General features: G+C 66.8%; 19 protein-coding genes. 7 read left to right on the forward strand and 12 right to left on the reverse strand.

Going from position 1 to position 23883, the window contains the following annotated elements; all coding sequences use genetic code 11:
- Nucleotides 1-991 precede the first annotated feature (991 nt).
- Genes ACWF4Z_RS13935 through ACWF4Z_RS13955 form a run of 5 tightly spaced genes read right to left on the reverse strand, consistent with a single transcriptional unit; the run spans nt 992 to nt 4177 of the window.
- The gene (locus tag ACWF4Z_RS13935) at nt 992-1183 is read right to left on the reverse strand and encodes a DUF6760 family protein (protein ID WP_452243604.1); all 192 of its coding nucleotides are present in this window, start codon (nt 1181-1183) and stop codon (nt 992-994) included.
- Nucleotides 1180-1581: a hypothetical protein gene (locus ACWF4Z_RS13940; protein WP_452243386.1), complete on the reverse strand. Its 402-nt coding sequence runs from the start codon at nt 1579-1581 to the stop codon at nt 1180-1182. Before ACWF4Z_RS13940 ends, ACWF4Z_RS13935 begins: the two co-directional genes overlap by 4 nt.
- A 2-nt stretch (nt 1582-1583) precedes the next feature.
- Complete coding sequence (locus tag ACWF4Z_RS13945) at nt 1584-2063, reverse strand: hypothetical protein (protein WP_452243387.1); 480 nt, start codon at nt 2061-2063, stop codon at nt 1584-1586.
- Between the two features lie 27 nt (nt 2064-2090).
- Complete coding sequence (locus ACWF4Z_RS13950) at nt 2091-2570, reverse strand: phage tail protein (RefSeq protein WP_452243388.1); 480 nt, start codon at nt 2568-2570, stop codon at nt 2091-2093.
- Nucleotides 2567-4177, reverse strand: coding sequence for a phage tail sheath family protein (locus ACWF4Z_RS13955; RefSeq protein ID WP_452243389.1), 1611 nt, complete (start codon nt 4175-4177; stop codon nt 2567-2569). The genes ACWF4Z_RS13950 and ACWF4Z_RS13955 overlap by 4 nt, the downstream gene beginning before the upstream one ends.
- A 105-nt stretch (nt 4178-4282) precedes the next feature.
- On the opposite strand from ACWF4Z_RS13955, the gene ACWF4Z_RS13960 reads away from it, so the two are divergent.
- The 3 genes from ACWF4Z_RS13960 to ACWF4Z_RS13970 all read left to right on the forward strand — a co-directional run bounded on the left by ACWF4Z_RS13960 (nt 4283) and on the right by ACWF4Z_RS13970 (nt 8173).
- The gene (locus tag ACWF4Z_RS13960) at nt 4283-4930 is read left to right on the forward strand and encodes a Pvc16 family protein (RefSeq protein ID WP_452243390.1); all 648 of its coding nucleotides are present in this window, start codon (nt 4283-4285) and stop codon (nt 4928-4930) included.
- On the forward strand, nt 4902-5294 hold the full coding sequence (locus ACWF4Z_RS13965) for a PAAR domain-containing protein (RefSeq protein WP_452243391.1): 393 nt from the start codon (nt 4902-4904) through the stop codon (nt 5292-5294). Before ACWF4Z_RS13960 ends, ACWF4Z_RS13965 begins: the two co-directional genes overlap by 29 nt.
- Nucleotides 5295-5383: 89 nt before the next feature.
- Nucleotides 5384-8173, forward strand: coding sequence for a helix-turn-helix transcriptional regulator (locus ACWF4Z_RS13970; protein WP_452243392.1), 2790 nt, complete (start codon nt 5384-5386; stop codon nt 8171-8173).
- 12 nt (nt 8174-8185) lie between these two features.
- Here ACWF4Z_RS13970 and ACWF4Z_RS13975 read toward each other — a convergent pair whose 3' ends face one another.
- The 3 genes from ACWF4Z_RS13975 to ACWF4Z_RS13985 all read right to left on the reverse strand — a co-directional run bounded on the left by ACWF4Z_RS13975 (nt 8186) and on the right by ACWF4Z_RS13985 (nt 13631).
- On the reverse strand, nt 8186-9628 hold the full coding sequence (locus tag ACWF4Z_RS13975) for a hypothetical protein (RefSeq protein ID WP_452243393.1): 1443 nt from the start codon (nt 9626-9628) through the stop codon (nt 8186-8188).
- Nucleotides 9629-9789: 161 nt separating this feature from the next.
- Complete coding sequence (locus tag ACWF4Z_RS13980; RefSeq protein WP_452243394.1) at nt 9790-11511, reverse strand: hypothetical protein; 1722 nt, start codon at nt 11509-11511, stop codon at nt 9790-9792.
- Between the two features lie 395 nt (nt 11512-11906).
- Nucleotides 11907-13631, reverse strand: a complete 1725-nt coding sequence (locus ACWF4Z_RS13985; RefSeq protein WP_452243395.1) for a hypothetical protein — start codon at nt 13629-13631, stop codon at nt 11907-11909.
- Nucleotides 13632-13982: 351 nt separating this feature from the next.
- On the opposite strand from ACWF4Z_RS13985, the gene ACWF4Z_RS13990 reads away from it, so the two are divergent.
- The gene (locus tag ACWF4Z_RS13990) at nt 13983-14474 is read left to right on the forward strand and encodes a group II truncated hemoglobin (RefSeq protein ID WP_452243396.1); all 492 of its coding nucleotides are present in this window, start codon (nt 13983-13985) and stop codon (nt 14472-14474) included.
- A 65-nt stretch (nt 14475-14539) separates the two neighbouring features.
- Nucleotides 14540-15220: a hypothetical protein gene (locus ACWF4Z_RS13995; protein ID WP_452243397.1), complete on the forward strand. Its 681-nt coding sequence runs from the start codon at nt 14540-14542 to the stop codon at nt 15218-15220.
- A gap of 870 nt (nt 15221-16090) precedes the next feature.
- Here the strand turns inward: ACWF4Z_RS13995 and ACWF4Z_RS14000 are convergent.
- Nucleotides 16091-16483: a cupredoxin domain-containing protein gene (locus tag ACWF4Z_RS14000; protein WP_452243398.1), complete on the reverse strand. Its 393-nt coding sequence runs from the start codon at nt 16481-16483 to the stop codon at nt 16091-16093.
- Nucleotides 16480-18261 (reverse strand): copper resistance CopC/CopD family protein, encoded by a 1782-nt coding sequence (locus ACWF4Z_RS14005; RefSeq protein ID WP_452243399.1) that lies wholly within the window; start codon nt 18259-18261, stop codon nt 16480-16482. The genes ACWF4Z_RS14000 and ACWF4Z_RS14005 overlap by 4 nt, the downstream gene beginning before the upstream one ends.
- A gap of 288 nt (nt 18262-18549) precedes the next feature.
- Here ACWF4Z_RS14005 and ACWF4Z_RS14010 point away from each other — a divergent pair, with 288 nt between their 5' ends.
- Both ACWF4Z_RS14010 and ACWF4Z_RS14015 read left to right on the forward strand, forming a co-directional pair.
- Nucleotides 18550-19215 carry a response regulator transcription factor gene (locus ACWF4Z_RS14010; RefSeq protein WP_452243400.1) on the forward strand — a complete coding sequence of 222 codons (666 nt, stop codon included), beginning with the start codon at nt 18550-18552 and terminating at the stop codon, nt 19213-19215.
- Nucleotides 19187-20308, forward strand: a complete 1122-nt coding sequence (locus ACWF4Z_RS14015; protein ID WP_452243401.1) for a sensor histidine kinase — start codon at nt 19187-19189, stop codon at nt 20306-20308. Before ACWF4Z_RS14010 ends, ACWF4Z_RS14015 begins: the two co-directional genes overlap by 29 nt.
- Nucleotides 20309-20316: 8 nt before the next feature.
- Here the strand turns inward: ACWF4Z_RS14015 and ACWF4Z_RS14020 are convergent, their stop codons facing one another.
- Entirely contained in the window at nt 20317-20784 is a 468-nt protein-coding gene (locus ACWF4Z_RS14020) for a hypothetical protein (protein ID WP_452243402.1), read from the reverse strand.
- Between the two features lie 62 nt (nt 20785-20846).
- The gene (locus ACWF4Z_RS14025; protein WP_452243403.1) at nt 20847-23882 is read right to left on the reverse strand and encodes a multicopper oxidase domain-containing protein; all 3036 of its coding nucleotides are present in this window, start codon (nt 23880-23882) and stop codon (nt 20847-20849) included.
- Between the last annotated feature and the right edge of the window lies 1 nt (nt 23883).

The raw sequence follows: 23883 nt of genomic DNA on the forward strand, positions 1-23883 counted from the left end.
CAGCATCGCCGACCGCAGCAACCGGTTGGTCCGGCTCCGTCGGCTGATCGTCAACAGCAGACCTTGCGGTAGTTGCCTTGAGCCCTCTCTTTCGGCTCTGCGCAAGACTCGGGCGTTGGACCGAGCGCGCCACCGGAACCGGCGCCTCGGGCGGAGCGGCTGGCGGCGGCGAGGCCACCGACGAGAACCCCGTGAGCATGGCCAACCCCGCACCGTCGTTCTCCTCGAGCTCGGCGAGCATCCGCTCGAACGGCCCGATGCTCCGGAAGGGCTCAGCAGGCTCTCGCGGACTCCCAACCGCATCCTCCGTCACCGCCGTGAGCCGACGCTCCTCCCGCCGACGCTCAACCACCGGCACGCGCCGTCGCGGCGAATCAGGAAGCCCAAGAACCTCAACAGGCGCAGGCGAACCGGCCTCCGCACCCGAATCTGCGACCACAGGAAGGTCGGCCTCGGCGAGCGCCGTGGGCTCATCAACACCAGGCAGGCGGCCATCGCCGTCCTGATCCAGGGCGTGATTCACCTCCAACAGCAGGCTGTCGGGCATTGCCCCGCCAGACCTGCCAGTGCCGTCTGTGTCTAAACGCTCAGTTCCGACTCCGCGCCGCCGCCTGAGCGGCAAGTCCGGCGACGGCCGCGACCAATCCGTCCCGCCGTCACGAGGAAGCGATCCCCTGAGCAACTCAATCCCGAGTGTCCCGCGGACGCGCACGACTGGCTCGTCCGCCCGTTCCAGCAGCTCACGCGTCCCAGCCACCTCGGGCATCGTCAGGAACGGATTCAGAAGCGGCGGCCGCAAGCTCGCCACCGGCGCCAACACAGGCCCCTTGGCCCACACCCGAGCCCTCCGCCGGCCACCGCCGTACGACACGGCACTGTCCGACTCACCGTCGTACGACGTGAGGTTGTCCGACGCCTCGACCGCAGCTTCGGCGGCGGGCGGGTCGGCGGGCGTGCGGGAGGACCTGCGGCTGAACGGCCAGCGCATCGGTCACCTCCAGATCTGTTCCGGCGCTCTCACCGGTTCGCTGTCGTCGAGTTGCGTGTGGATCCTGCCGATGCCTTCGATGACCTTCGCCCGGGTGGCGTGCTCGAGGTCGAGGATCTCGGCGTGCGACCAGTGCAGGTAGTAGGCGACGTACACGACCTCGTCCCAGAGGCGTTCGGCCGGGTACGTCGTCAGGCTTCCCCCGGCAGATCACCGGCGATGTCGACCGCGTAGTCGTGGTTGCACGCCGGGCAGGTGACCTCGACCTCGGTGTGCCCGCTCTGGTTGATCCGGCGGTAGAGGTCCTGCAGGAAGGCGAGATCGGAGGCGAACAAGCACTCGACCACCAGCGCGTCCACGGTCGGCAAGGCCCCGAGCCGCACCAGCGTCCGCTCGAGCAACAGGACCGTCAGGTACGCCGGATTCTGCCGGACCCTGGCGTCGGTCTGGGTAGTGATCTCGTCCCGCGCGGTCGCGAGCCGCATCACGCCCTCACGGTGCACAGTCCCCTGCTCGTCGACGAACCCCCTGGGCAGTACGAACGGGTACTCCGTCCGCATCCCGGTACCGGCCGCAGCCATCATCCCGGTCATCGTCATTGCTTGCCCGTGATGCTTTCGCAGGTGATCTTGCAGTCGATCATCGGGACGTCGGACGTACCTGCCTTCATGCTGCCGATGGTCAGCTCCGTCAGCCACGCACCGAAAATGAAGTAGACCGCCGTCGCGTCGTTCGGGTTGGCGCTCCCGGTCCCGGCCGGGAAGACGCTGAGTGAGCCGTCGCACCGGGCGTCCTCTTTGCCGTCGCGGGCCATGTTGTGCCAGAGCAGGAGTTTGTTGGTTCCCGCTTTGTCGACGGCACGTTTCAGGCTGATGGTCGGCGGCTCGGTCTTGCCGTACAGCTTCTTGTGCATGAGGGTGCCGTCGGCAGCGCTGAACATGTACTCCGACGAGCCTACTTTGGAGTTGATCCCGCTCAGTTCGGAGAAATCCATCCGCCCGACGATCGTGCCGGGAAGGTCGATCACGAATCTCGCCGCACTGATGATCCCGCCGCCCGGGTCATTGCTCGCCATCTCGTCCGTCCTTTCGTCGCAGCGAGGTCACAGCTGAGTGATTCCGTCGCAGATGATCGTGGCGCGCATCATCAGCGTCGCCCCGGCGCCTGCCTGGGCGGCGTCGAGTTCGAGCTTCGCGCACCAGGCGTTCTCGAGCATGCAGGCGATCACCGGATCGCCGCCCTTGGTCAAGATGTCGAAGGACGCCGGCAACTTCGCCAGCGGGTTGTTCATCCTCGCCAATACGTGCCAGCCGTAGAGCTGAGCGAAGCCATTGCGGTCCAGCGCGCGCTCCAGCACGATCGAGGGCGCCTTCGTCCGACCGAATTGCTTGGTGTGCACATTGCCCAGCCGCGCGTTGTACGAGTACTCCTGGAATTCCACCTCGGAGGTGAAACCGGCCAGCTTGGAGAATCCGATGCCGGCCGCCCAGCCCTCGCACATCACGACGAATCGCGCCGCCGTGACGGGCGCTGGATCCAGCACCCGCTGCGCCGTGGCCGGCATCGCGATCGAGCCGATCATTCCTGCAGCTCCGTCCCCTCACCGAACTGCGCCAGCCGGAACACGACGAACTCGGCAGGCTTCACCGGAGCGACACCGATATCGACGGTCAGAATGCCGGCATCCCGATTCTCGGGTGGATTGTTCTCGGCGTCGCACTTGACGTAGAACGCCTCTTCGGGCGTCTGGCCGAACAACGCCCCGGTGCGCCAGACCCGGCGCAGGAACATACCGATCGTCCGTTCGACCGACGACCACAGGAACGGATCGTTCGGCTCGAAGACCACCCACTGGGTGCCGCCGATGATCGACTTCTCCAAGTAGTTGAAGAGCCTGCGAACGTTGAGGTAGCGCCATTCCGGATCGCTGGACAGCGTGCGTGCTCCCCAGATCCGGATGCCCTGGCCCGGGAAGAATCTCAGGCAGTTGACCCCGATCGGATTGAGCTGGTCGTGCTCGCCGCGGGTCAGGGACGACTGCAGGTCGAGCACGCCACGGACGACCTCGTTGGCGGGCGCCTTGTGCACGCCGCGGGTGTCGTCGTTCCGCGCCCAGACCCCGGCGACGTGACCGCTGGGCGGGATGACGATCGGCTTGCCGCTGCGCGGATCGGCGACCTTGACCCAGGGCCAGTACAGCGCGGCGTACTTCGAGTCGAAGCCGGCGACGTTCTGCCGCCAGTCCTTGACCTGCTGCGGCCTCATCCCGGGCGGCGCATCCAGGATCGCCACGCGGTCGGACATCAGTTCGCAGTGCGCGATCATCGCCAACTGGACCGCCTTGACGCCGTCCAGATCGATCGACCCCTCCTGGTACGCTGTCATCAGGTCGGGGACGCACAACATCGTGATGTCATCGACAGCTTCGAATCCGGAGAACCCGCTGCGCTCTTCGGCATCACCGACGTAGTCGTCGACGGTCGCGGGACGTTGCTCCGGCTCGGCCTTTGCCAACGTCGTCGAGACTCCAGGCTGCGGTACGGCGAGAGCAGCGCCCTTGACGTCTTCCGCCGCGACCCACTTGGACTTTCGCAGCGCGCTCACGACGTTCGCCGCTCCGCGCCGGGTGGTCACGTTGTCGAAGACCTCTTCCTCCGACCCCGCCTTGACCACCAGCTTGAAGACGTCCTCACCCGGCTCGGAAGGGTCGTGCACCTCGACGGTCAGCGGCTGGCCGGCCGGCGCGCTGTCCAGCGCACGAACGACCAGCGGCCTGCCATCTCCACGGCTCGGCAGTTCCGCACGGCTGGTGGCCGAGCCCTCGAGCTGGTTGGGCACCTGGCCCGAACCCCCGCTGACGCGTACGACGTACGCCGTACCGCCACCGTTCAGGAAGTAGCCGTACACCGAGTGCGCGAGCATCGCCCCGTCGACGAACTGCCCGAAGGTCTCGACGAACTGGGTCCAGTTCGTGACGAGGACGGCTTCGTTCAAGGGTCCCTTTTCGGCGAACCCGACGAACGCAGCGACCGCAGTGCCCACGCCCTCGATCGGTTTCGAGCCGGAGGAGACTTCCTCTACGTAGACACCTGGCGACAGGTACGACGGCATCCGGACCTCCTGGCTGAGCAGCTGTTCCGACGAATCGGCCTGCCGTAACTCTCCGGCGGACCGGGACCGCCGCGCCATAAGAGACGGTGCACGGACGGTTGCCTCATCGGGCTGTTCGAGGCGCCCGGACTGCTGTCCGCAGGTTCCTGCTTGGTTGCCCTGGGCACCCGGACAGTGGTGGTCATGCTGGACGAACTGGGCACCGCCATCGGCTCGCGTCTCGGCGAGGTGCTGCCCAGCGGTACGACGGTCTCGCTCGAGCCCCCGGATCAGACCTGGAAAGACCGGGTCAGCCTGTTCCTCTACCAGGTGCTGGAAAACCAGGACGCTGCGTCGGCCGGACTCTGGACCGAAGAACGCGATGCCGACGGCCGCGTCGTCAGCCGCACGGCACCCGAAAGGCGTTACGACTTCTGCTTCCTGGTGACTGCCTGGGCCGGGAGCGTCGAGCTGGAGTTCGGCCTCCTGGGCAACATTCTGCGTTCAGTCGCCCATGCGCCGCTCATTGCGGAGGATCAGCTGACGGGATCGCTGGCGCGGGCGCGCGGCCCGGTGACGCTGTCGATCGGGCGGCCCGGTTCGCGGTCGGTGCAGCCGGAGATCTGGTCGGCCCTGGGTCTGCCGGCGCGGGCCTGTCTCGACCTCGTGGTGACCGCGCCGGTGCCGTCGGACGTCGAGGCCGACGTCGCTCCTCCGCCGGACACCATCGACCTGGGTGTCGCGGCCCCAGGCAATACGGCGAATCCCCGTCCGAGCGGCACCCAGCGACGGCCGGCCGCGCGGATCACGGAAGGAGCGCTCGATGGGCAAGCCCGCAGCCAAGCTGGGTGATCAGGTCATCGGCACCGACATCCACATCGTGATGGTGCCCAGCGCGGGCGGACCGGTCCCGACCCCGAGGTCCTGCCCGTTCTCGGGCCGCATCATGACTGGCTGCAGTACCGACGTACTCATCGAGGGAAAGCCCGCGGCGATCCACGGCAGCGTTGCGCTCAACCTGCCGCCGCATGTCCCCACCGGCGGAACCTTCCAGAAGCCGCCGGAGAACCGCGGCCCGGTGATCGCGATCGGTCCCCTGGTCCTGGTGAACGGCAAACCGCTGGCCAAGGCCGGTGACAAGGTGCTCACCTGCAACGACCCAGCACCGGCGCCGACGGGGACCGTTCTCGCGACCGGACAGGTCCTCGTCGGCTAGACCAAAACTCCAGTAAGTGAAACGATTGACATACCATGGACGGGAGCTCGGCGATGCCTTCCCATCGCCACGTCCTGGAGTGAGGCGCCATGCCCCCTGGCCCTGTGCACCGGCCCGCAGACGACGATTTCGTCGGACGCAGCGTCGAGCTGGTGCGCTTGGCCGAACTGGCCGACAAGGTCCGCGCCGGTGAACATCAGACGGCGGTGATCCAGGGACCGCCGGGGATCGGCAAGTCCTGGCTGATCCGCTCCTTTCTCGGCCGGCTGACCGACTTCACGATCCTGTCCGCGACCTGCGACCCGGCCGAGTCGCTCCTCGAGATGGGCGTCATCGACCAGCTCCTCGCCCAGGCACCCCCGGAGCTCCGGGCCAGGACGCTTTCGCTCGCCTCGGCGACACCCGCGGCGGCCAACCCCGCGGCCGTCGGAAGCCAGTTGCTCGAGCTCTTCGGAGAGCTGCAGCGCCGCGCGCCGGTGGCGCTGGTGATCGACGACATCCAATGGGCCGACAGCGGCTCATTGCAGGCGCTGCGATTCCTGCTCCGCAGGATGTGGTCCGAGCAACTCCTGATGATCCTGGTCACCAGATCCGACCCCGCCGCCGAACCCTTGTCCTTCTCGGGCGCGCGCTCTGTCTCCGATTCGGCGGACTCCGCGCTGGAGCGGCTGATCCATGGCATCCCCGCCGATCTCCATCTCCGCCTGACCGGCCTGGATCTGCTGGACGTGAGCGAGCTGGCGCAGGTTCTGGTCGGCCGGCGCCTGCCGATCGGCGCCGCGCGACGCTTCCACTCCTACACCAGCGGTCATCCGCTGTTGCTCCGCACAGTGCTCAACGAGGTCTCGTCGCAGCGTCTCAGTTCGATGGACTGGCGACTGGCCGTCCCACCCTCGGTCGCGGCGGCAACCCGCCGTACGTTCCGAGGACTTCCCGACGACTCCAGATCGTTGCTAGAGGCACTGTCGGTTCTCGGCGGTCGACCGTCGCTGACCCAGGTCGCTGAGGTCGCTCAGGTCGAGGACGCGCATCAGGCGTTGCGGCCGGCGATCGATGTCGGGCTGGCGACCTGGTTTCGCGCTGATCTCGTCAGTTCCGTCGCCATCACGCACGACCTGCAGCGGGAGGCGATCTACTCCGCGCTGTCGCCGGCCCGCCGCGGCGAACTGCACCGGCGCGCCGCGACGACGGTTGAGACCTTCCTGGCCTGGCAACACCGGGTGGCAGCAGTCAGCTCGACGGACGCCGTACTGGCCGGACAGCTCGAGAAGGCCGCGGCGACGGAGGCCGATCAGGGAGACCACGGTACGGCGGCGACATTTCTGAGCTGGGCTGCGGACGTCAGCCCTTGGGGACCGCATAGCGAGCAGCTTCTGCTGACGTCGATGGTCCACCTGTTGTTCAGCTCTGACCGTGGCCGCAGCCGGCAGCTGTACGAGCGCGCGACCCGCTGTGCGCCGAGTCCGCTCCGGTCCCTCGCGCTCGGTCTGTGTGAGCTGTTGGTCAGAGGACGGCGCAAGGAGGCTGAGCGGCACCTCACTCAGGCCTACTCGAGTTTCTCGGCGACCACTTCGCGCTCGTGGGTTCGTGGCGCCGCCGCGAGTGGCCTGACCGGCATCAGTGTCTGGCGTGGTGACATCGACCAGGCGATCGAGTTCGCGGAGGTGGCGCTGGCGGCAACCGGCGTACCCAAGACTCTGCGGGACTATGTCGTGTGTCTGCAGGCGGTCGCCGCGAGCAGGCGGGACGGCCTCCCGGCCGGCCTCGAAAAGCTCCGGTCCCTGTCACCGCACCCGTCGGACATTTCCAACCAAGATCTCGAATCGCTGGGCTGCCGCGGGGCGCTGCACGCGCTGATCGGGCATTCCGAGGAGGCCCGGGGGGATCTCTCGGAGGTCGTCCGCCGGCAGGAGTCGGGTGCACAGATGCTGTCCGGTGTCCAGCCTTACTGCTACCTGGCCGCCGTTCAGTATCAGCTCGGCGAATGGGACTCGAGCATCCTGACGATGCGCAGGGCCGCGATGCTGGCCGACGAGGATCAGGCGGCCATGAACGAAGTCATTCGACGCCTCGCCGCCTCTCTGGTCCCGTCGGCGCGAGGCGACTGGAAGACCGCCGAGCGCCACGTCCGCGCCGCCGACGCCACCGCGCGCAGGGTCGGTGGTCCACAGGACCTCAAGTACGCCGCTATCGCCACCGCGCTGCTCTACCAAGCCCGCAACGACCACCGCGGCATCCTCGCCGCCCTGAGTGCCGTCCCCGGTCTCCGCTCCGGATCAAGAGGCCCGCACGAATGGTGGAGCACCTGGTGGGGCCCGTTGCTGATCGACGCACTACAGCACACCGGCCAGGTCACCGAAGCCGCCTCCCAACTCGCGGCCCTGCACGAGCGCACCGAAGGAATCGCGGTGATGACGAGCACCGTCGTACGCCTGGCCGCCCACCAAGCCGAACTCGAAGGCAACCTCCAGTCGGCCCTGGACCTGACCGAAGAATGCCTCAGCACCCTCATCGAGCTCCGCCCTCGCCTGGCCGACGGCCAACTCTTCCACGCCCACGGCCGCCGCCTCCAAACCATCGGCGACCTCTCCGGCGCCACCCACTGGCTGACCACCGCCGACCGCTGCTTCACCGCCCTACAAGCCACCCCCTACCACCGCCGAGCAGCCACCGACCTGGCCGCCCTAACCACCCCGGACAACCCACCACAACGTCCCAACCTCACCGCAAAGGAACAGGAGGTAGTGGCCCTAGTCCGCCAAAACCTAACCAACCGAGAAATAGCCGCCCGCCTCTACGTAACCCCCAAAACAATCGAATACCACCTAAGAAACATCTTCACCAAACTAAACATAACCTCCCGCCGCCAGCTCCACTGACGCCCGACCGGCTCAGCCGCCGGAGGCCCACCGGGCGTTGTACGGCCTTTCGTTCTTCATTCCCGACCCGGCACCTAGATTTGCGATTCCGTAGTTGGCGAACTTCTCCAAAGAATTGTCTCCAGGGGCGTTCCTGGCTTCGCGACGCGCCCGATCTGACCCGGCGAGCCCCTGCTCAACGCGGATGACGTCGGCGAGGGCCGACTCGGCGGTGTCACGGATCCGCTGCCGCAGGGCCTGCCGGGCCTCCAACGCGCGAGCGTCGAGTCGGCCGACACCGGCACCGAGTTGCTTGTCGAGCTGGCGGAGTTGCAGATCGTATCGCCGAAACAGCTTCTCAGCCTCGGGGCGGCGTTGATCCGGCAGTCCGCGACCAGTCTTCGCACGCTCCACCAAGAAAGCCTGGAATGCGGTATCAAGAACCTTCTTGAGATTCTCGGCCAAGGCACTCGCCTGCTCATCGCTGCGGTACACAGTCGCTTGCACGAGTCCGTCTCTGAGATTGATGGCCTCGCCGTCGGACCCGTACAGCTGACCCGTCTGGTGAGCGATGAACAACAGCCACCGCGCCGGGCTTTGGGCCGTATAGACCTCGTTCAGCCACGCTTGTCCCCGGGGATCGGTGAGTGGCAGCGAATACCGGTCGGCCACGTAGTTCCGCAACGCTTCTCGCACCTTCACGCTGTCGGGCTTCCACTTTCCCCCGGCTCCGTCGCCTCGCCGGCCGGGAGCGGGGACCGCAGACTGCGTTGCGAACCTCGTCGCCTCACCGGTCAGGGCACTCCCGGCCGCGAGGTCGATCGGCAACGACTCCTCGCGCCTACTTCCGACCACACTGACCAGGCCTTTGGTACCGCTCATGACCGGCGGCTGCACCTCTCCCTTCACGATGTCGATCCGGACCACACCCTGATACTCGTCGGCCATCGAGAGCAAACGCTTTCCATTCATATAGAAGGTCCACTCGAACTCGCAATAGAGAGAGCCACCTCCGCGGGCGTACGCCGATCCCTTGAGAGAGAATGTTGCGGCCTCACAGAAGGCGTTCCGGAATTCCGCACCCTCCCCCTGATAGGGAACGACACGCGCACGAACATCCCATTCGGATTCTTCCTCGCCGCGGCGCTGAAACTTGCTGCCGATGACCTCGCATTCGATCAAGAACGGGATCGCGAACCTCGAACTGGTCTGCGTCAGCGCCTTCCCGACGCGATCCCATTCCTTCTGGATCGCCTTGTTGTACTCCGCGCCGCGATCTGGACCGGCAATGGCCCGACCGGTATTGAACGCGGTTTTCCCTGCTCGACCGGCGGAGTTCATGCCCGCGAGTACGACTTTGAGCGCCTTGAACCCGTCCGAGGAGAGCGACTTGACGCTCAACAAGCACGGGAAGCCGTACCGCTTCCTGCTGTCGACCCGCAGAGAAGCGCCGAGATACTTCTTCAGGGTCGCCACGCGTGCATCGGTCAGCGTCGTCGCGTCCGGACCGAAGGTAGGGGCGAGCTGCCCGCTCCCGTCAGATCCCATCGCGAACGAGAGCACACTCGTTCCTGCCTGGGCGCGGACCCCGAACGTACTCATCACGTTCTGGGCCTGCGAGAACGGATCTGGTTGGCTCATGACACCTTCTCCCCTTCGTCTCCACCCACACGACCGGCGATCAGCGGGGGAATCCCAGCAGGATTGAGGCCCTGCTCGGATGCAAATGACGCCAGCTGTTCCACCGCGCCCGAAATTCGGCGATCGGAGTCCGGCAACGCGTCGATGTCGGCGAACCGGCGCTCGACGCGGTCCCGTTCGAGCTCCGGATCGAGGCCGAGCACGCGCGCAATCTCCACGATTCCCGAGCTGCACGCGCGCACGATCTTTGGCGCCACCGCATCCGTGAGCCTTCGGGCCACCTCACGATCGGTCCCTGGCGCGGGAAGCTGGACAATCAGACCCGCCAGAAACTCTCGATAGTCGTCGAGTATCTGCTCAGCATTCTTCGCACGATCTGTCCCGGTGCCGGCAGTCGCCTTCATCCGGTCGGCGACGAATGACGCGAACTCTCGCTCGAGGTCGCCATCCACCCGGCGGACAAGTTCCGCTACCTCTTCATCGCTTCGATACACACCGCCGGCCTCGATCCTCGCCAGCAGCGGTGAGCGTTCCGGACCGTACAGATCCCCGGTGTGGTGCGCGAGAAACAGTATCCATTGCGACGACTCGTACCGTTCGAGCAGGTTCTCCAGTCGAAGTTGCGCCGGCGCGTAAGAGATCGGCACTCCATATCGATCCTTGACGTACCGCCGAACCGCCTCTTTGGTACCGAGTTCACTGAGGACCCATTCCTCCTTGGGCACGGGCCGACCGTCTGCATCGTTTTCGACTCCACGGTAGCCGGCCGCCTCTTCGGCATAACGCCGCACCTTGTCGGACGTCATCCCGGTCGCGGTATCGCGGATCGGGATCGACCCGTCCTTCCCGGAATCGTCCTTCGCCGCGCCGTCCTTTGCGGCCGTGTCCTTCGCCGCATCTTTCGGCGCTGCCTCCTTGGCGGGCTTCGCGGTCTTCAGGGTGATCGTCGAATCGATCGGGAGCGATTCCGGATAGCCGCCCAGGCCGTCGAGAATCTTGATGTTGTTGACCGAAATCGGATCGAGGATCGCTTGACCGCCGCTCCCCAGGCTCAGCCTGAGATCACCCTGCATCTCCCCGCCACTCGCGCGGAACCGCCGGCCCTCGCTTCGAAAGTGCCAGGAGAAGACCACGTACGACGCGTTCACGCCGTCGACGAGATTGCCGTGCGCACTGAACTGGAGACTGGCCCTCTCTTGAAAGTAGTTGAGGTACGGATACCCGTCGTCATGCCACGCCTTCACCACAGCCGAGCGGACATGAAATTCTTTCTTGAATTTTCCATCCTGTCGATACTGGAATCCGACGATTTCACATTCCAGCTGCAAGGGTATTTGCACTCGAACCTCTGATTGCTCGAGATTTCTCACCATCTCGTCAAGCCTCTTCCTGGCGCCGGCCTCGTCGTCGCCGTAGGAAATCAGACTGATTATCCGCGGGAAGATGGTCGCTCGGTCCACGTGCTCCTTCAGAACCGACTTGCGATAGAACGTGAAAGGCAGGTGGTGACGCTGGAGGTGCACGATCTTCAGTTGTCCGCCGGAGCGGGCCTGGAGTCGTTTCACATGGTCGTCGTCGAGCGTCGAGGCCGCGGAATTGAACGTTGTCGCCACGGAACCACTCGTGCCGACGGCGAAGTTGACGACCTGGACTATCGCGCCGGCGGCGGCGACGATCGCTCCCGCGCCGCCGATGCCTACCGAGAATGGATCGACCACGACTTGCTCCGTTCTGTATGGAGAGAAAAGCAGTCGCCAGCGTGCGACGACTCATCGCCGACGCACGATGGCCATTGCTTCGGCAAGAAGGGTTGGGGTTGTCACTGTGTCGGGCTGACCGGTCCGGTGATGGGTGGGTGGGAGGTGGTGGTCAGGAGGTGGAGCTCACGAGGTGCACCGTGGTGACCCGGCCCCGTGCCGAGCTGCCCTATTTCATGGGTAGACCCATAAAACTGGGGGTTGCTGACCCTGGATGTGGGTGTGGATCCCCCGATTTCATGGGTCTACCCATGAAATCGGCTCCGACGGGCCTGGCTGGGCCGACTGGTTCGTCGTGACAGTCCCGGCCACCGTGCCACTCCATCGTTACAACCCCGACGTGTCTTGGCGCGGCACTAGTCGACGTCCTCGAAGCGCAATCCGGCGAGCAGGGCCAACTCCTCGAAGGCGTCTGCCTCGGCGGGCGAGAGGTCGGATTGACTCTCGAGTTTGTCGGCGATCGACCGGAGCATGGCGAGGTCGATCTCGACGGGGGCTTCCGTAGCCTCCGCGCCGGGCGTCGTCGGCTCGGCCGCGGTGGCCGTCGCCGCGTCCTCGGGAGCATTCGGGGTTGCCGTCGCTGCGGGGGTGGATGTGGTGGCGGACGGCTCGGGCTGTTGGGTGGGTGCTCCGGAGGGAGCGGTTGCCGGCGTGGTCGCGGCTGGTGATGTGGATGCGGGCGCTCCGGGAGGAGTGGTCGCCGGTGTCGTCCCGACCGGTGGTCTCGAGGTGGGTGCCGCGGGCGGAGGGGTTGCCGGGGGTGGGGCGGGCGCTGGGGCAGCCGGTGGCGGGGTGGGAGTGGGTACTGGTGGGGCGGGTCGGGCGGTGGGATCGGCGGTGGCGGCTGGGGTGGCCTGGAGGTTTATGCCTAGTTCGGTGAAGGCTGCGGATTTGGTTTTGAGGGATTCTGCTCGGGTTATGAAGGCTTTGGCTTCCGCGGCGAAGCCTTGGGTGGTGGCTTCTGGGAGGAGCCAGCCTCGGTAGAAGACCCAGGAGGATTCGCCCTTGAAGCGGGTGATGTTCTGTTGGAGGAAGGCGAGCCACTGGGGTGACGCCGCGGCGGGTGGTGGTGGGGCGGGTGGGATGTGTTCGGCGATGATTTGGTCGGACCAGCCGTCGAGGAACTTGACCAGGTTTCCTGGTCCGGCGGAACGCCAGCCTGGGTACTTGGTTTCCAGTGCCTTCAGGACTACGTCGCGCCACGAGTCGAGGCCGAGGCTCCGCTCGAGTTTCTCCTGCTGGGGCTTCGTCACCCAGGAGACGGTCTCGGCGTCGGAAGGAGGGGGCGCCGGCGGAACGTGTTCGGCGATGATTTGGTCGGACCAGCCGTCCAAGAACGTCACTAGATTGGCTGATCCGGCGGAACGCCAGCCTGGGTACTTGGTTTCCAGGGCCTTGAGGACGACGTCGCGCCACGAGTCGGGGCCGAGGCCACGCTCGAGTTTCTCCTGCTGGGGTTTTGTCACCCAGGAGAGGTTTTCGGCGTCGGACGGAGGGGGCGGCGCGGGCGGGATGTGTTCGGCGATGATCTGGTCGGACCAGCCGTCGAGGAACTTGACCAGGTTTGCTGGTCCGGCGGAACGCCAGCCTGGGTACTTGCTCTCCAGCGTCTTCAGGACTACATCGCGCCACGAGTCCAGGCCGAGGCTCCTCTCGAGCTTCTCGCGCTGGGCATCCGTGACCCATGACAGCGACTCAGCATCAGAGGCGGACGGGCCTGCACCCGGGCGAGATTGTGCGAGCAGCTTGGGGTAGTTGAGGGCGAGCTCGGAGACGCCGATGGCCTCCAGCTTTGCGATGGTCTGCAGCGGGCTGCTCAGGCGCTCGGCGGCCGTGATGAACGACTCGATCAACGTGTTGTCGAAGCTTGAGTCGAATTGTGGTGCTGTTGTTCTGAGCTCGGCCTTCAGTGCGTCCCAGTCTGAGGGGGCGTTGGCGTAGGCGGCGCAGATTGCGTTGAACCACGGCTCGAACTGCGAGTCGCGTACGAGCGTTACTGCGGTCATGGCCCGTTCGATGTCCTCGTCGTACATCCGATCACCTTCGCTCGTCGACAACTGGGCAAGGAGTTGCTCCAGCATCAGGCGAGCGAGGCGAGCCTGGTGAGTCCATGGTCTAAGCATTTGGGCATCCCCGCACGACCCCTTCGGGCAAGCCGCTGTCGACGCGGGGTTCTCCCGGGCAGCTCTGTCGTACCCGCTGCCCGGGAGAACCGGGGCGGCCGGTTTCCGCCTCGCCGGCCGCCGTGTACCCGCGGTCCCGCCTGGTGAACGGGGCCGAGGGCAACCTTTGGTGTGGCCCGCGGGTACGAGCGGGCCACATCGGAAAGTCTACTGATTTAGTAGACATTTGGGTGCCGTCTCACTGTACGGACGCCTGGTGGTGGCGGGAACTCGACGCACGACGAACCAGCGGCGATGTTTGGGGATCGCGTGATTCGCGACGTGTTGGCGGGTTACGGTGGCCGTATGCCGTCTCTTTTTGAGCATGCGGGTGGGGAGGACGGGCTGCATCGGCTCGAGGACACCTTTTACAGCAGCGTTTTGGCTGATCCGGTGCTGCAGCCGTTGTTTGGTGCGGGGAAACCTCAGCATGTCGATCACCTGACGGCGTTTACCGCTGAGTCGTTCGGGGGGCCGGATCGGTTCACTCGCGAGCTTGGCGGGTTCGAAGGGCTGATCGCGGTCCATCGCAATCTCCATATCACCGAAGAACAGCGCCAGCGGTTTGTCGAGCTTTACCTGGCAGCGCTCGATGCAGCCGGGATGCCGGCTGACGAACCGTTCCGCGAAGCCGTTCGCGAGCACGTCGAGTTCGGTACGCACGTCGCGATGCAGAACTCGAACGCCACCACCGACAGCGAGCTTCACCCACTCCGCGAAGTCCCCCACTGGACCTGGGAAGGCGACGACCGTCCGGCCTAGCTGACCACTGAGTACTACGCAACACCCGGCTACCGGCGCATAATCGCGGCAAGGGGACGGGGGAAATGGCTGTGCAGGGCTCATCGGGGCGGGTGTGGAGGCGGCGTCTAGCCGCCCTGGCATTGGTCGGCGTACTGCTGTGGGCGTCCAGCGCCGGCACTGCCGCGGCGCATGGCGGCCTGCCGCACTTCGCCAGCGCGATCACCAGCGTCGAGCCTGCGGTCCCCGGCATGCACATCTCCGTCGCAACGGACGGACGCTACCTGCGGATCACCAACCCGACGCGCAGAACTGTCATCGTCTTGGGCTACGACCAGGACCAGTACCTTCGGATCACCGCTCACGGCGTCGCCCGCAACGTGCACTCGCCGACCTCCTATCGCAACGAGGGCCACGCCGTCCCGGCGGACGCGAACGCCAACGCGGCACCTGAGTGGGAAGAGATCTCGACTTCGAGCACCGCGCAGTTCCCCGACGACCGGATCCGCTGGACCGGACCCGGTCGCCCGGCCGTCGTCGACCAAGCTCCGAACAAGCTTCACCTGATCAGGACCTGGGCGATCGAGTTGCTGGTCGATGGCACGCTGGTCACGATCAACGGGACCTTGAGCTGGCACCCAGGCAGCAGCCCGACGTCGTTGGTCGCATTCGCCGCCGTCTGCGTAGCCCTGTTGGTCGGCGTGGTCGTCCTGCTCCTCCGGGACGAACGACGCAACCGCACTCGTCAGCTCTCCCGACCGACCTAGTGCTTCGGCAAGAAAGGTTGTGGTTGTCATTGCGCCGTTGCTGCCCCTATTTCATGGGTAGACCCCTGAAATAGGGGCCTCCTGCCTGATGGTGGGTTGATCGGACACTGCTTCGCGGTGGTTGGGCCTGTTGCCGCCTTCGGCCGGGGCGGCGCGGCGGGGCGGCGGGGCGGCGGGGGGTCAGGGCGTCGGGTGGTTGGTGTGGGGTCTGGGTGGGATGGCCGTTCGCGGTCTGGCGCGTGCGGGTGTGGCGGGGTGTGAACACCTTGTGGTGGGTTTGAACAGGAAATACCGTGTGTCCACGCACCACAACCTGTTCAAGGCCCCTGGCACGTGTCGGTTTCCGGCCGGGGATCTCACTGCCTGGACAGATCCATCCACCTGCCGGTCCACCGGCCCGCGCTGGCCCGTGCTGGCCCGCTTTACCGGGACTGGGGAGTGTCGCCTGTCGTTTCAGGTTGCTAAATGCTCCCCAAACCCCTTTGGGTGTACCGCGACTTCCACTCACTCGGCCATATCCCGAGACCGGTGCCGGGTGTGGGCATCGAGTCGTGGATCGGGGTTGGCGACACGCCGCACCATCTCATCCGGACTCACGACTCGACGATCCCGGCCCGAACCCATACGCACGACTCGACGCCGACCGGACCGACGTGGTGGGTGGGCCCATGAAATAGGGGGTTGCTGAGCCTGGATGCGGGTGTGGATCCCCCGATTTCCATGGCCGCCCCATGAAATCTTCTCCGCCGGAGCAGGAGCCGGAGCCGGAGCTGGCCGGGCCGGGGGATTCGTCGCGACGGCCCCGACCACCGGGTCACTCCATCGTTACGACCCCAACGTTTGTTGGCGCGGCACTAGGCTCTGCAGCGGTCACGACACGACGAGTTTGGCGACGAGCTTCCCACTCTTGTGTGTCTCCACCTCGAACGTGCCCTTCACGTCCGCAATGAACACCACCGACGCCGGCTTGCCGGGTGCGAGTTGGAGTTCCTTGTCGTACCCGTGGACGTGCACCTCCTCCTCGACGTCACTGATCGCCTCCACCGCTACCGATTGGCCGACGGTGACCGCGATGGTGGCGCCGCTCGGCGTCACCACTCCCTCCGACACCACCACGTTGATGGTGACGTCGGCCCGCGGGACCGATGACGGCGCCGCCGTGGTCGTGGCGGCCGAGGGAGCCACCGACGAGCTACAGCCGGCTGTGAGCAGACCCAGCGGAAGCAGCGCGATCGCAAGGCTGCGCAGGTACGGCGAGGTCATGACTCCGAAGCCTCCAGATCAGGGGTCGACGCGACGAGCAGGTGGCGGTGGATCAACGCGGCCGCAACAACCAGCGCCAGTACGGCGATCGCCGCCGCCCCAGCGTTCGTCCACGGTGTCAACGGGCTGTCCGAGACGACGACAGCGCGCGGCTTCAGCCCGCTCGGCACCGCCCAGGTTCCCGCAACGACGGCAGGCCCGGGGTGGTTGCGTAGAGCAACGATCCGAAGCGGGAAGTCGCCGGTTGCGTCGACATCCACCGCGGCCTGCCACCGTGAGTCGCCCCCGGCCGCGCCCTGCGTACGACGAAGCACGATGCCGGTGTTCGTCCCGAGGTCGGCCGTCACCGCCGTAATCGGTCCCGGCACGGGCCGCCTGCTGCTGACCGCGTCCACCAACAGGAGACTGCGGCCGGGCACGTTCGGCGTGAGCGCCACCGTGATCAGCAGATCGTCCACCTGGTACGTCGTCCTCGTCGTCGCCGCAGTCGGCTTGGCGAACTGTGGACCACGCGCCGGCGGGCTCACCGCCAACACCATCGCGAACAACAGCACGCCGAGACCCAGCAACGCCGTCACTACCTGACCGCGCGCCGTCGGCGTCCGAGGCTCACGACCCGGCTGGCGCGTCAGCCACGGATGCAGCCGACGGGCGTGCCGGAGACCTAACGCCATCACCGCCGCCACGACAGCGAGTTTCACCAGCAGCGCTCGCCCGTACAGCGTTCCGAGCGCCGCATCGACGGTCGCGACCTGACGCCCTGCCAACAGGAGACCGGTCACAGTGAGGACGGCAACGCAACTCGCCGCCAGCGGCCCGAATGCCTTCCAGAGCCGGAACGCTTGTCCTCGGCGCTCCCCCAGTTGGCCGGTCAGGACGGCGAGGACACCGAGTCCGCCGATCCAGGCAAGCGCCGCAGCTTCATGGACGGACAGCACCACGAGCGACACCGGGCCGCTCTGGGCGTGGCTACTCGCCGACCGCAGCACGATGTCGGCAAACAGGAGAACGACGAGCAACGTCGTACCGGCAGCTCCTGCCGGTGCGCCCCGGACGCGCCTGATCAGCACGGCCAGCACTCCGAGCAGGGCCAGCTCGCGCAACGTCCAGCGCGTCAACTGACCCGAATCGATGAGGATGGCCAGCCCCGACTCCGAACTCTTTGCCTCCGACAACTGCCTGCCACTGCGGACCAGCGAGGTGAACAGCGACAGGAACCCGAACGCGACCGCCAGCCCGAGCATGGTCGCCACCACCGGCTCGGGCAGTGCCGGCCGAGGGCGCCTGGCCAACATCACCGCGAGGAACGCCCAGCCACACAGGACTGCGGTGCCGGCGAGATCCAACCAGCCGAGTACAACGTCCAAAGCCGTGGCCGCAGGCCCGGTGACCGTACGAGCCGGAGCACCGGTCGACGTCGCCGCCAGACCAACCCCGAACACCAGAGTGCCCTGGAGCCGGTGCAAGTCGTACTTGGAGACGACGCTCCAGCGCAGCTCGTACACCGAGCGTGGCAAGACCGGGAACCCAGACACGATCAGGTGAATCCCCCGGTCCGCGATCCGGGTGGCACCCAGCGGAATGGCCTTGCCGTCGCGATCGGACAACGAGATCTCGATACCGGCCTCGGTCGGCGGCTCGGAGAACCACAGGTCGAGCTGCCGGGGTGAGGTCTGCACTGTCTGGCCGTCTTCCGGAGTAGACCGGAGCAGCACGGGATGCGCCGCGGCGACCCCGCCCGAGGCCACCCACAGCACGGCGGTCACCACGAGGAGCATCGCCGCGGTCACCCACCGACGACGCCGACAGCCCTGTCTACCCAGTGTGACCGCGCCCATGGTCTCCCCCCTCGGACACGAACAGTGGTGTTCGACAGGATCCATCGCCGGAGGCTCGACGAGCGCGGAAATGACGAGGTTCTCATCCGACTGTCATGCCGGATCGGGAGAACTGCCGGGCCGTGGGCTTCCTTCCGGCGTCACCCTGAGTCAGTATGTCCTTGGGTTCGGGGGCGGACTGGGATGGCGGGAGCGCGGTGCCGCGCGACCCGCCATTGGGGGAGAAACATGACAACGATTCTGGTGATTGACGACGAACCGGAAGTGGTGCGATTCGTCCGGCGCGGGCTCGAGGCCGAGGGGTACCGGGTGCTGACCGCGACGGACGGTGGCGACGGGCTGCGGACGGCGCTGACCAAGAAGCCCGAGCTGATGGTGGTCGACCTGCGGATGCCCGAGGTCGACGGCGAAGCCGTGATCGCGGCCGTCCTGGTGAGCAGCCCGGAGACCCGGATCCTGGTGCTCTCGGCGGTCGCCGACGCGGAGGCCCGGATTCGTTGCCTGGAGCAAGGAGTCGACATCCTGCCGAAGCCGTTCACGATCCGCGAGCTGCTGGCCAGGGTGCGATTCGGGCTCCGGGACGCGGCCGGCCGGGAGTCCGAGGACCTCGTCCTGCGGGTCGGCCGGATCCTGCTCGACATCCGGACGCGCAAGCTGCGGATCGACGGCAGCGAGGCGGCCCTGTCGGAGCGCGAGTTCCTGCTCATGCAGCACTTGATGCGCAAACCGGACAAAGTCTGCTCCCGGAGCGAGCTGCTCTCGGCGGTGTGGGGGTACGACTTCGATCCCGCGACCAACGTCGTGGACGTCTACGTACGGCGGCTGCGCGGCAAGATGACCCGCGACGTGATCCAGACGGTGCGCAATGTCGGTTATCAGCTTCAGAGCGCGTGAGAGCGGAGGGGCCTGGCTGGGCCGGCTCCGGACCGGCAAGCTGACGTCGGACTGGTACCGCGTGATCGACGGCCTGCTCGCCGTCTACATTCTCGCGATGCTCGCGTTGATGCAGGTGATGATCGAGCGCGAGGTGATCCCGTATCACCTGCTGTTCCTCGGCCTCACGCTCGTCTACGGCTTTCGCGTCTGGCCGCTGAAGCCGACCCTGCTGATCACCTTCCTGGTGACCGTGCTGACCGGCTGGATCCTCGTCAGCCACCAGCTGCGGGACGGCTCCAGCCGGGCCGAGTGGGCCGAGATCCCCCTCATGCCGTTGCTCTTCCTGGCCATGGTCTGGCATGCCCGCCGCCGGGTCGCCGCGCAGCAGCAGGTCGAGCTGATGGCCGAGGAACGGCTCGCGGTCTTCGAGCGCGAACGCGAGTTCTTCCGCGATGCCTCGCACGCCATGCGGACACCGGTGACCATCGCCGTCGGCCATCTGGAGTTGCTCGAACCGATCCTCACCGACGATCCGGAGTCGGCGGTCGACTACGCGGTCGTCGTCCGGCAGATGAATCGGTTGTCGGCGTTGTCGACCCGGCTCCTCGCGTTGGCGAAGCTGGATTCCGGCCGCGCGCTCCGGCACCTCGAGCTCGACCTCGGCGACCTGCTCGCCGGCATCGGCACCAACTGGTCGGAAAGCGCCGACCGCGACTGGCAGCTCGACGAGCCGGCCACCGCCACGATCACGGCCGACGGCGACTGGCTCGAGCTCGCGATCGACGCGCTGATCGAGAACGCCGTCCATTTCACCGCGCAAGGCAGCCGGATCCGGCTCTCCGGGAAGATCTCCGGTCCCTGGTACGTGATCAGTGTTGCGGACTCCGGGCCCGGGATCCGAGCCGTCGATCTGCCGCACGTGTTCGAGCGTTTCTGGCACCGTCCACCGCCTTCGGTGGCCCCGATGGGCAGTGGGCTCGGGCTGCCGATGGCCATGGCCGCGGTCCGTGCGCACGGCGGCCGGATCATCGCGTCGAAGGCTCCCGAGGGTGGTGCGCTGTTCGAGATCCTGCTACCGATCCGGCCCGGCGCGACTGTCCCAGAAAGTTGATTCACGCCTCACAAGACCGGTGCATGCGGCAGGACCAGGGTGCCGACCTGGATGGACGTCTTCTCGCCGTGCCGGAGTGCTCCCTTGGTGTTCTGGTACACGAGGTAGTACGTCTGCCCGGCGCGCAGGGTGTGCCCTTGTTTCATGATCGACACGCGCTTGGTCCCGCCGTCACGGGCCTCACTCCGTAGCTCGGGCGGGTGCCCGACGTCGGACTGGAACCGGGTGGCCTTCTCACTGTCGAGGACCACATAGGTCAAGGTGATCAGGCCGCCGTCGCCGACCACGGCGACCCGGCTGAAACGTACGCCGTACTGCTGCTCGATCGCCGCGCTCTGCGGAAACGTCCCGGCCGCATCGGCCGACGACCAGAGCCGGATCCCGACCAGAATTCCTACCACGAGCGCCACCGCGAGCACCGCCGCCAAGACGACCAGGCGATTGACGCCCGTACGACGAACTCTTGTCTCCAGCATGTCTGTCCCCTCCCCTGAACGGGCGGAGGCCTCGAGTCATCGAGGCCTCCGCCGCCGAACTGCTACGGCATCGTGAACCTGGTCGAGTTGAAGGTGTCGAAGTACGCCTGCCCGGACGAACTGGCGCTCATCCCGGCCGACACCCCCAGCCACGCGGTTTCGATCCGCAAGGTGCTGGTGTTCCCGGTCTGTAGCGAGCGGCTCACGCCGTCCACCAGCAGCCGCAGCGACCCTGCTGTCGCACCGGTGGCCGGCCCGGAGGTCCAATCCACCTGCAGCGTGTGAGTCCCCGGCGTGAGCGTGAACCACGCTCCCGTCAGCGTCCCTGCCCCACTGCGGTCCATCAGGGTCCGGACCTGCGCCGAGCCGGCGGTGACCCGGTACTCCAGCGCGAACACCTGCCCGTTCGCACCGGTCCGCGTCTGGAACAGACTCAGAGCGGTGGTCGCGGTCGTTCCCGAGGTGAGCGTGTTCCGGTTGAACACGAACCTCGCGTGGTACGACGTCTCCGCCGCGGGAGTGTTGTCGCTCAGGTACGCCGCGCCCGGCAGCGTCGCCTGCAACCCGCGCAGGCTGCCCGGCTCCAGCGGTCCGGGCAGAGCGGAAGTGGTCGTGTTCGCCACTCCCCCGGTGCTCGAGCTCCAGAAGCCGAAGCCGCCCGACTCGAAGCCGTCCGAGAAGATCCCGTTCGGCCGTTGGACCGAGACGGTGGTGTTGACCGCCTTGCTCCAGTTGCCGGCCAGATCCTGCACCCGCAGGTTGAACACCTGGTTGCCTGGGACAACCGATGCCAGCGGGACCGTGACCTGGACCTTGCCGGCCACCACGCTCACCGGAACCGAGATGCCCTTGCCGACGCCCGGATCGGTGCTACCCAGCCAGTACTCCGCCTTCGCGATCAGCGAGGCATCGGTCACCGGAGCAGTCAGGGTGAGGACGGCCGCTCCACCGGTCGGGTTAGGTGTGGCGGTCAAGGCCCCCAGCACCGGCGCCGTCTTGTCGACCATCAGGTTGACCGCGAACAGCGGGCCCCAGTTGCCGGCCGCGTCCTGACCACGGACGTAGACGTGATGGGTGCCGTCGGTCAGTGACCTGACCTGGGTGAGCGGGATCAGCCCGTAGAACGCCTCACCGGTCGAGTCGAGCTTCCCGTCGATCGGGAGCAGTTGCAGACCGGACCCACCTGGCGGGTTCGGAACGGTCGGGTCGAGGAACGCCTCGGCGTCGACCAGCAAACTCTGGGCCGCACCGCCTGCGTCCTTGTCGGTGATCTCGGCCGACACCAGCAGGTTGCCTGGATGACTCTTGTCGGCCAGCACGCCGTTCGTCGGGTTCGGGCCGACGGCGGCCGCGTCGACCGCCGGGCCAGTGACGTCGATCGGCAACGGGATGTCCAACGTCGGACCCCACAGACCGAGCGAGTCCTTGCTGTGGACCAGCACGTGATGCATGCCCTCGGTGAGGGTCTGCAGCACCGCCGGCGTCAGGTCGACATCCTCCGAGACGACGGTCGCGCTGCGGTTCAGCGTGAGCGGGGTCCCGGTGCCGTCGGTTCCGACGGTGTCGAGGAAGTACTCGGCTGCGGTGATCAGACCGCCGGCGTCGGAATCGTCACCGGTCGCGGACACGCTGACCGCGACAGTGGCGTTGGCGGGTACGTCGGCGATGGAGCCGTTGGTCGTCTGCGGACCGGTCTTCGGCAGGTTGAGGATGACCGAGCCGACGACGCCCCAGTTGCCGGCGGCATCCAATCCCCGGACGAACACGGTATGACGGCCCGCGTCGAGCGCCGCCAGCACCGCGGTGGTGATGGTTCCGGTGGCGCCCACGACGCTGACTCCGCTGGCGGGCAGGGACATCGGCGTACCGAATCCGGGGCCGACGGTGACCGCGTCGTCGATCACGAACTCGGCCTGGCTCACCACCGACCCACCGGTGGTCGCGTCGCTGACGTCCGCGGTGACCGTGACCGGCACCTGGCCGGTGGACGGGTTCGGACTCAGGCTGAGATGCGTCGACACCGGTCCGACGCCGTCCGTGCTCGGAGGCGGCGCATTGGTGTCGAGGAACGTCAGCATGCCGCCGAAGGCGAACTGGGCCGGATCGGCCGTGTGCTGCGCGTTGTTGTCCAGATGGCGCGCGGTCTCGTACAGCGCCAGCTTGGCCTCCGGCCCGGTCGGCATGGTCACCAGCGCGTCCATCGTCTGGCCCGGATCGACGCTTTCGGCCGCGACCGTGGCGCTGTAGTGCAGCGGGTGACCGCCTTGGGCGATCTCCGTCTGCAGACCGCCGAGCACCGTCATCGGGTGGGTCAGCGATCCCACGTTCACGTAGCGGAGCAGGACCTTGTGTCCCTGGTCCGTGGCGACGGGATCGCTGGCCGGGAACGGCTTGCCGTTGATCAGCCGGTACTTCGGGCTGAACTTCCGCAGGTCGAAGCCCGAAGGATTCGCGTTGAATGCCGGGTCGATCTCACTCAGGACGACGAGCGCGTCGTCGTCGTACTGGCTCGCCGGATAGCCGGCCGGTTGCGTCCCGTACGCCGAGCCGTCGGACGGCAGGACGACGAACGCGCCGGCCAGGCCCATCGCTACCTGCCGAGCACCACCGGAGGTGTGTCCGGCCTCGTACAGGAAGGTCCCGGCCCGGGTGGCGGTGAACGTGTACGTCCGGGTGCCCGAGGCGATTCCCGCGGTGTCCTCGCCACCGGTGGGTGTGGCCTGCCCCGGGAACGCCAGTGAAACGGTCTGCCCGGCCAACTGATTGTGCAGCGTGACCGTGACCTGATCGCCTTGGTGTACGACGAGTGCCGGCCCCGGAGCGGTCGCGGAGCCCGCGGTACCCGTGCCGGAGAAACCCCAGATCGGTACGGCGGTTCCGAGGACGGTCGCGGTTCCGGCCATCGCGTAGAGATCACAGGCGGCGGTACCGGCGGCGAAGCTGCATCCGCGCGGGGTGAGCTTGCCGACGGCAACCGATGCCCGCGAAGGTGCCTGCTGGGCCGTCGGTGCCGCGGCCACGGAGACCGGTGAGAGCATGGCGGCGGCGAGCGCGGTGGTCGCCACGCCTACGGCTGCGACCCGAAGTCTGTTCGTCATC

This window comes from Kribbella sp. NPDC055071, assembly GCF_053608045.1.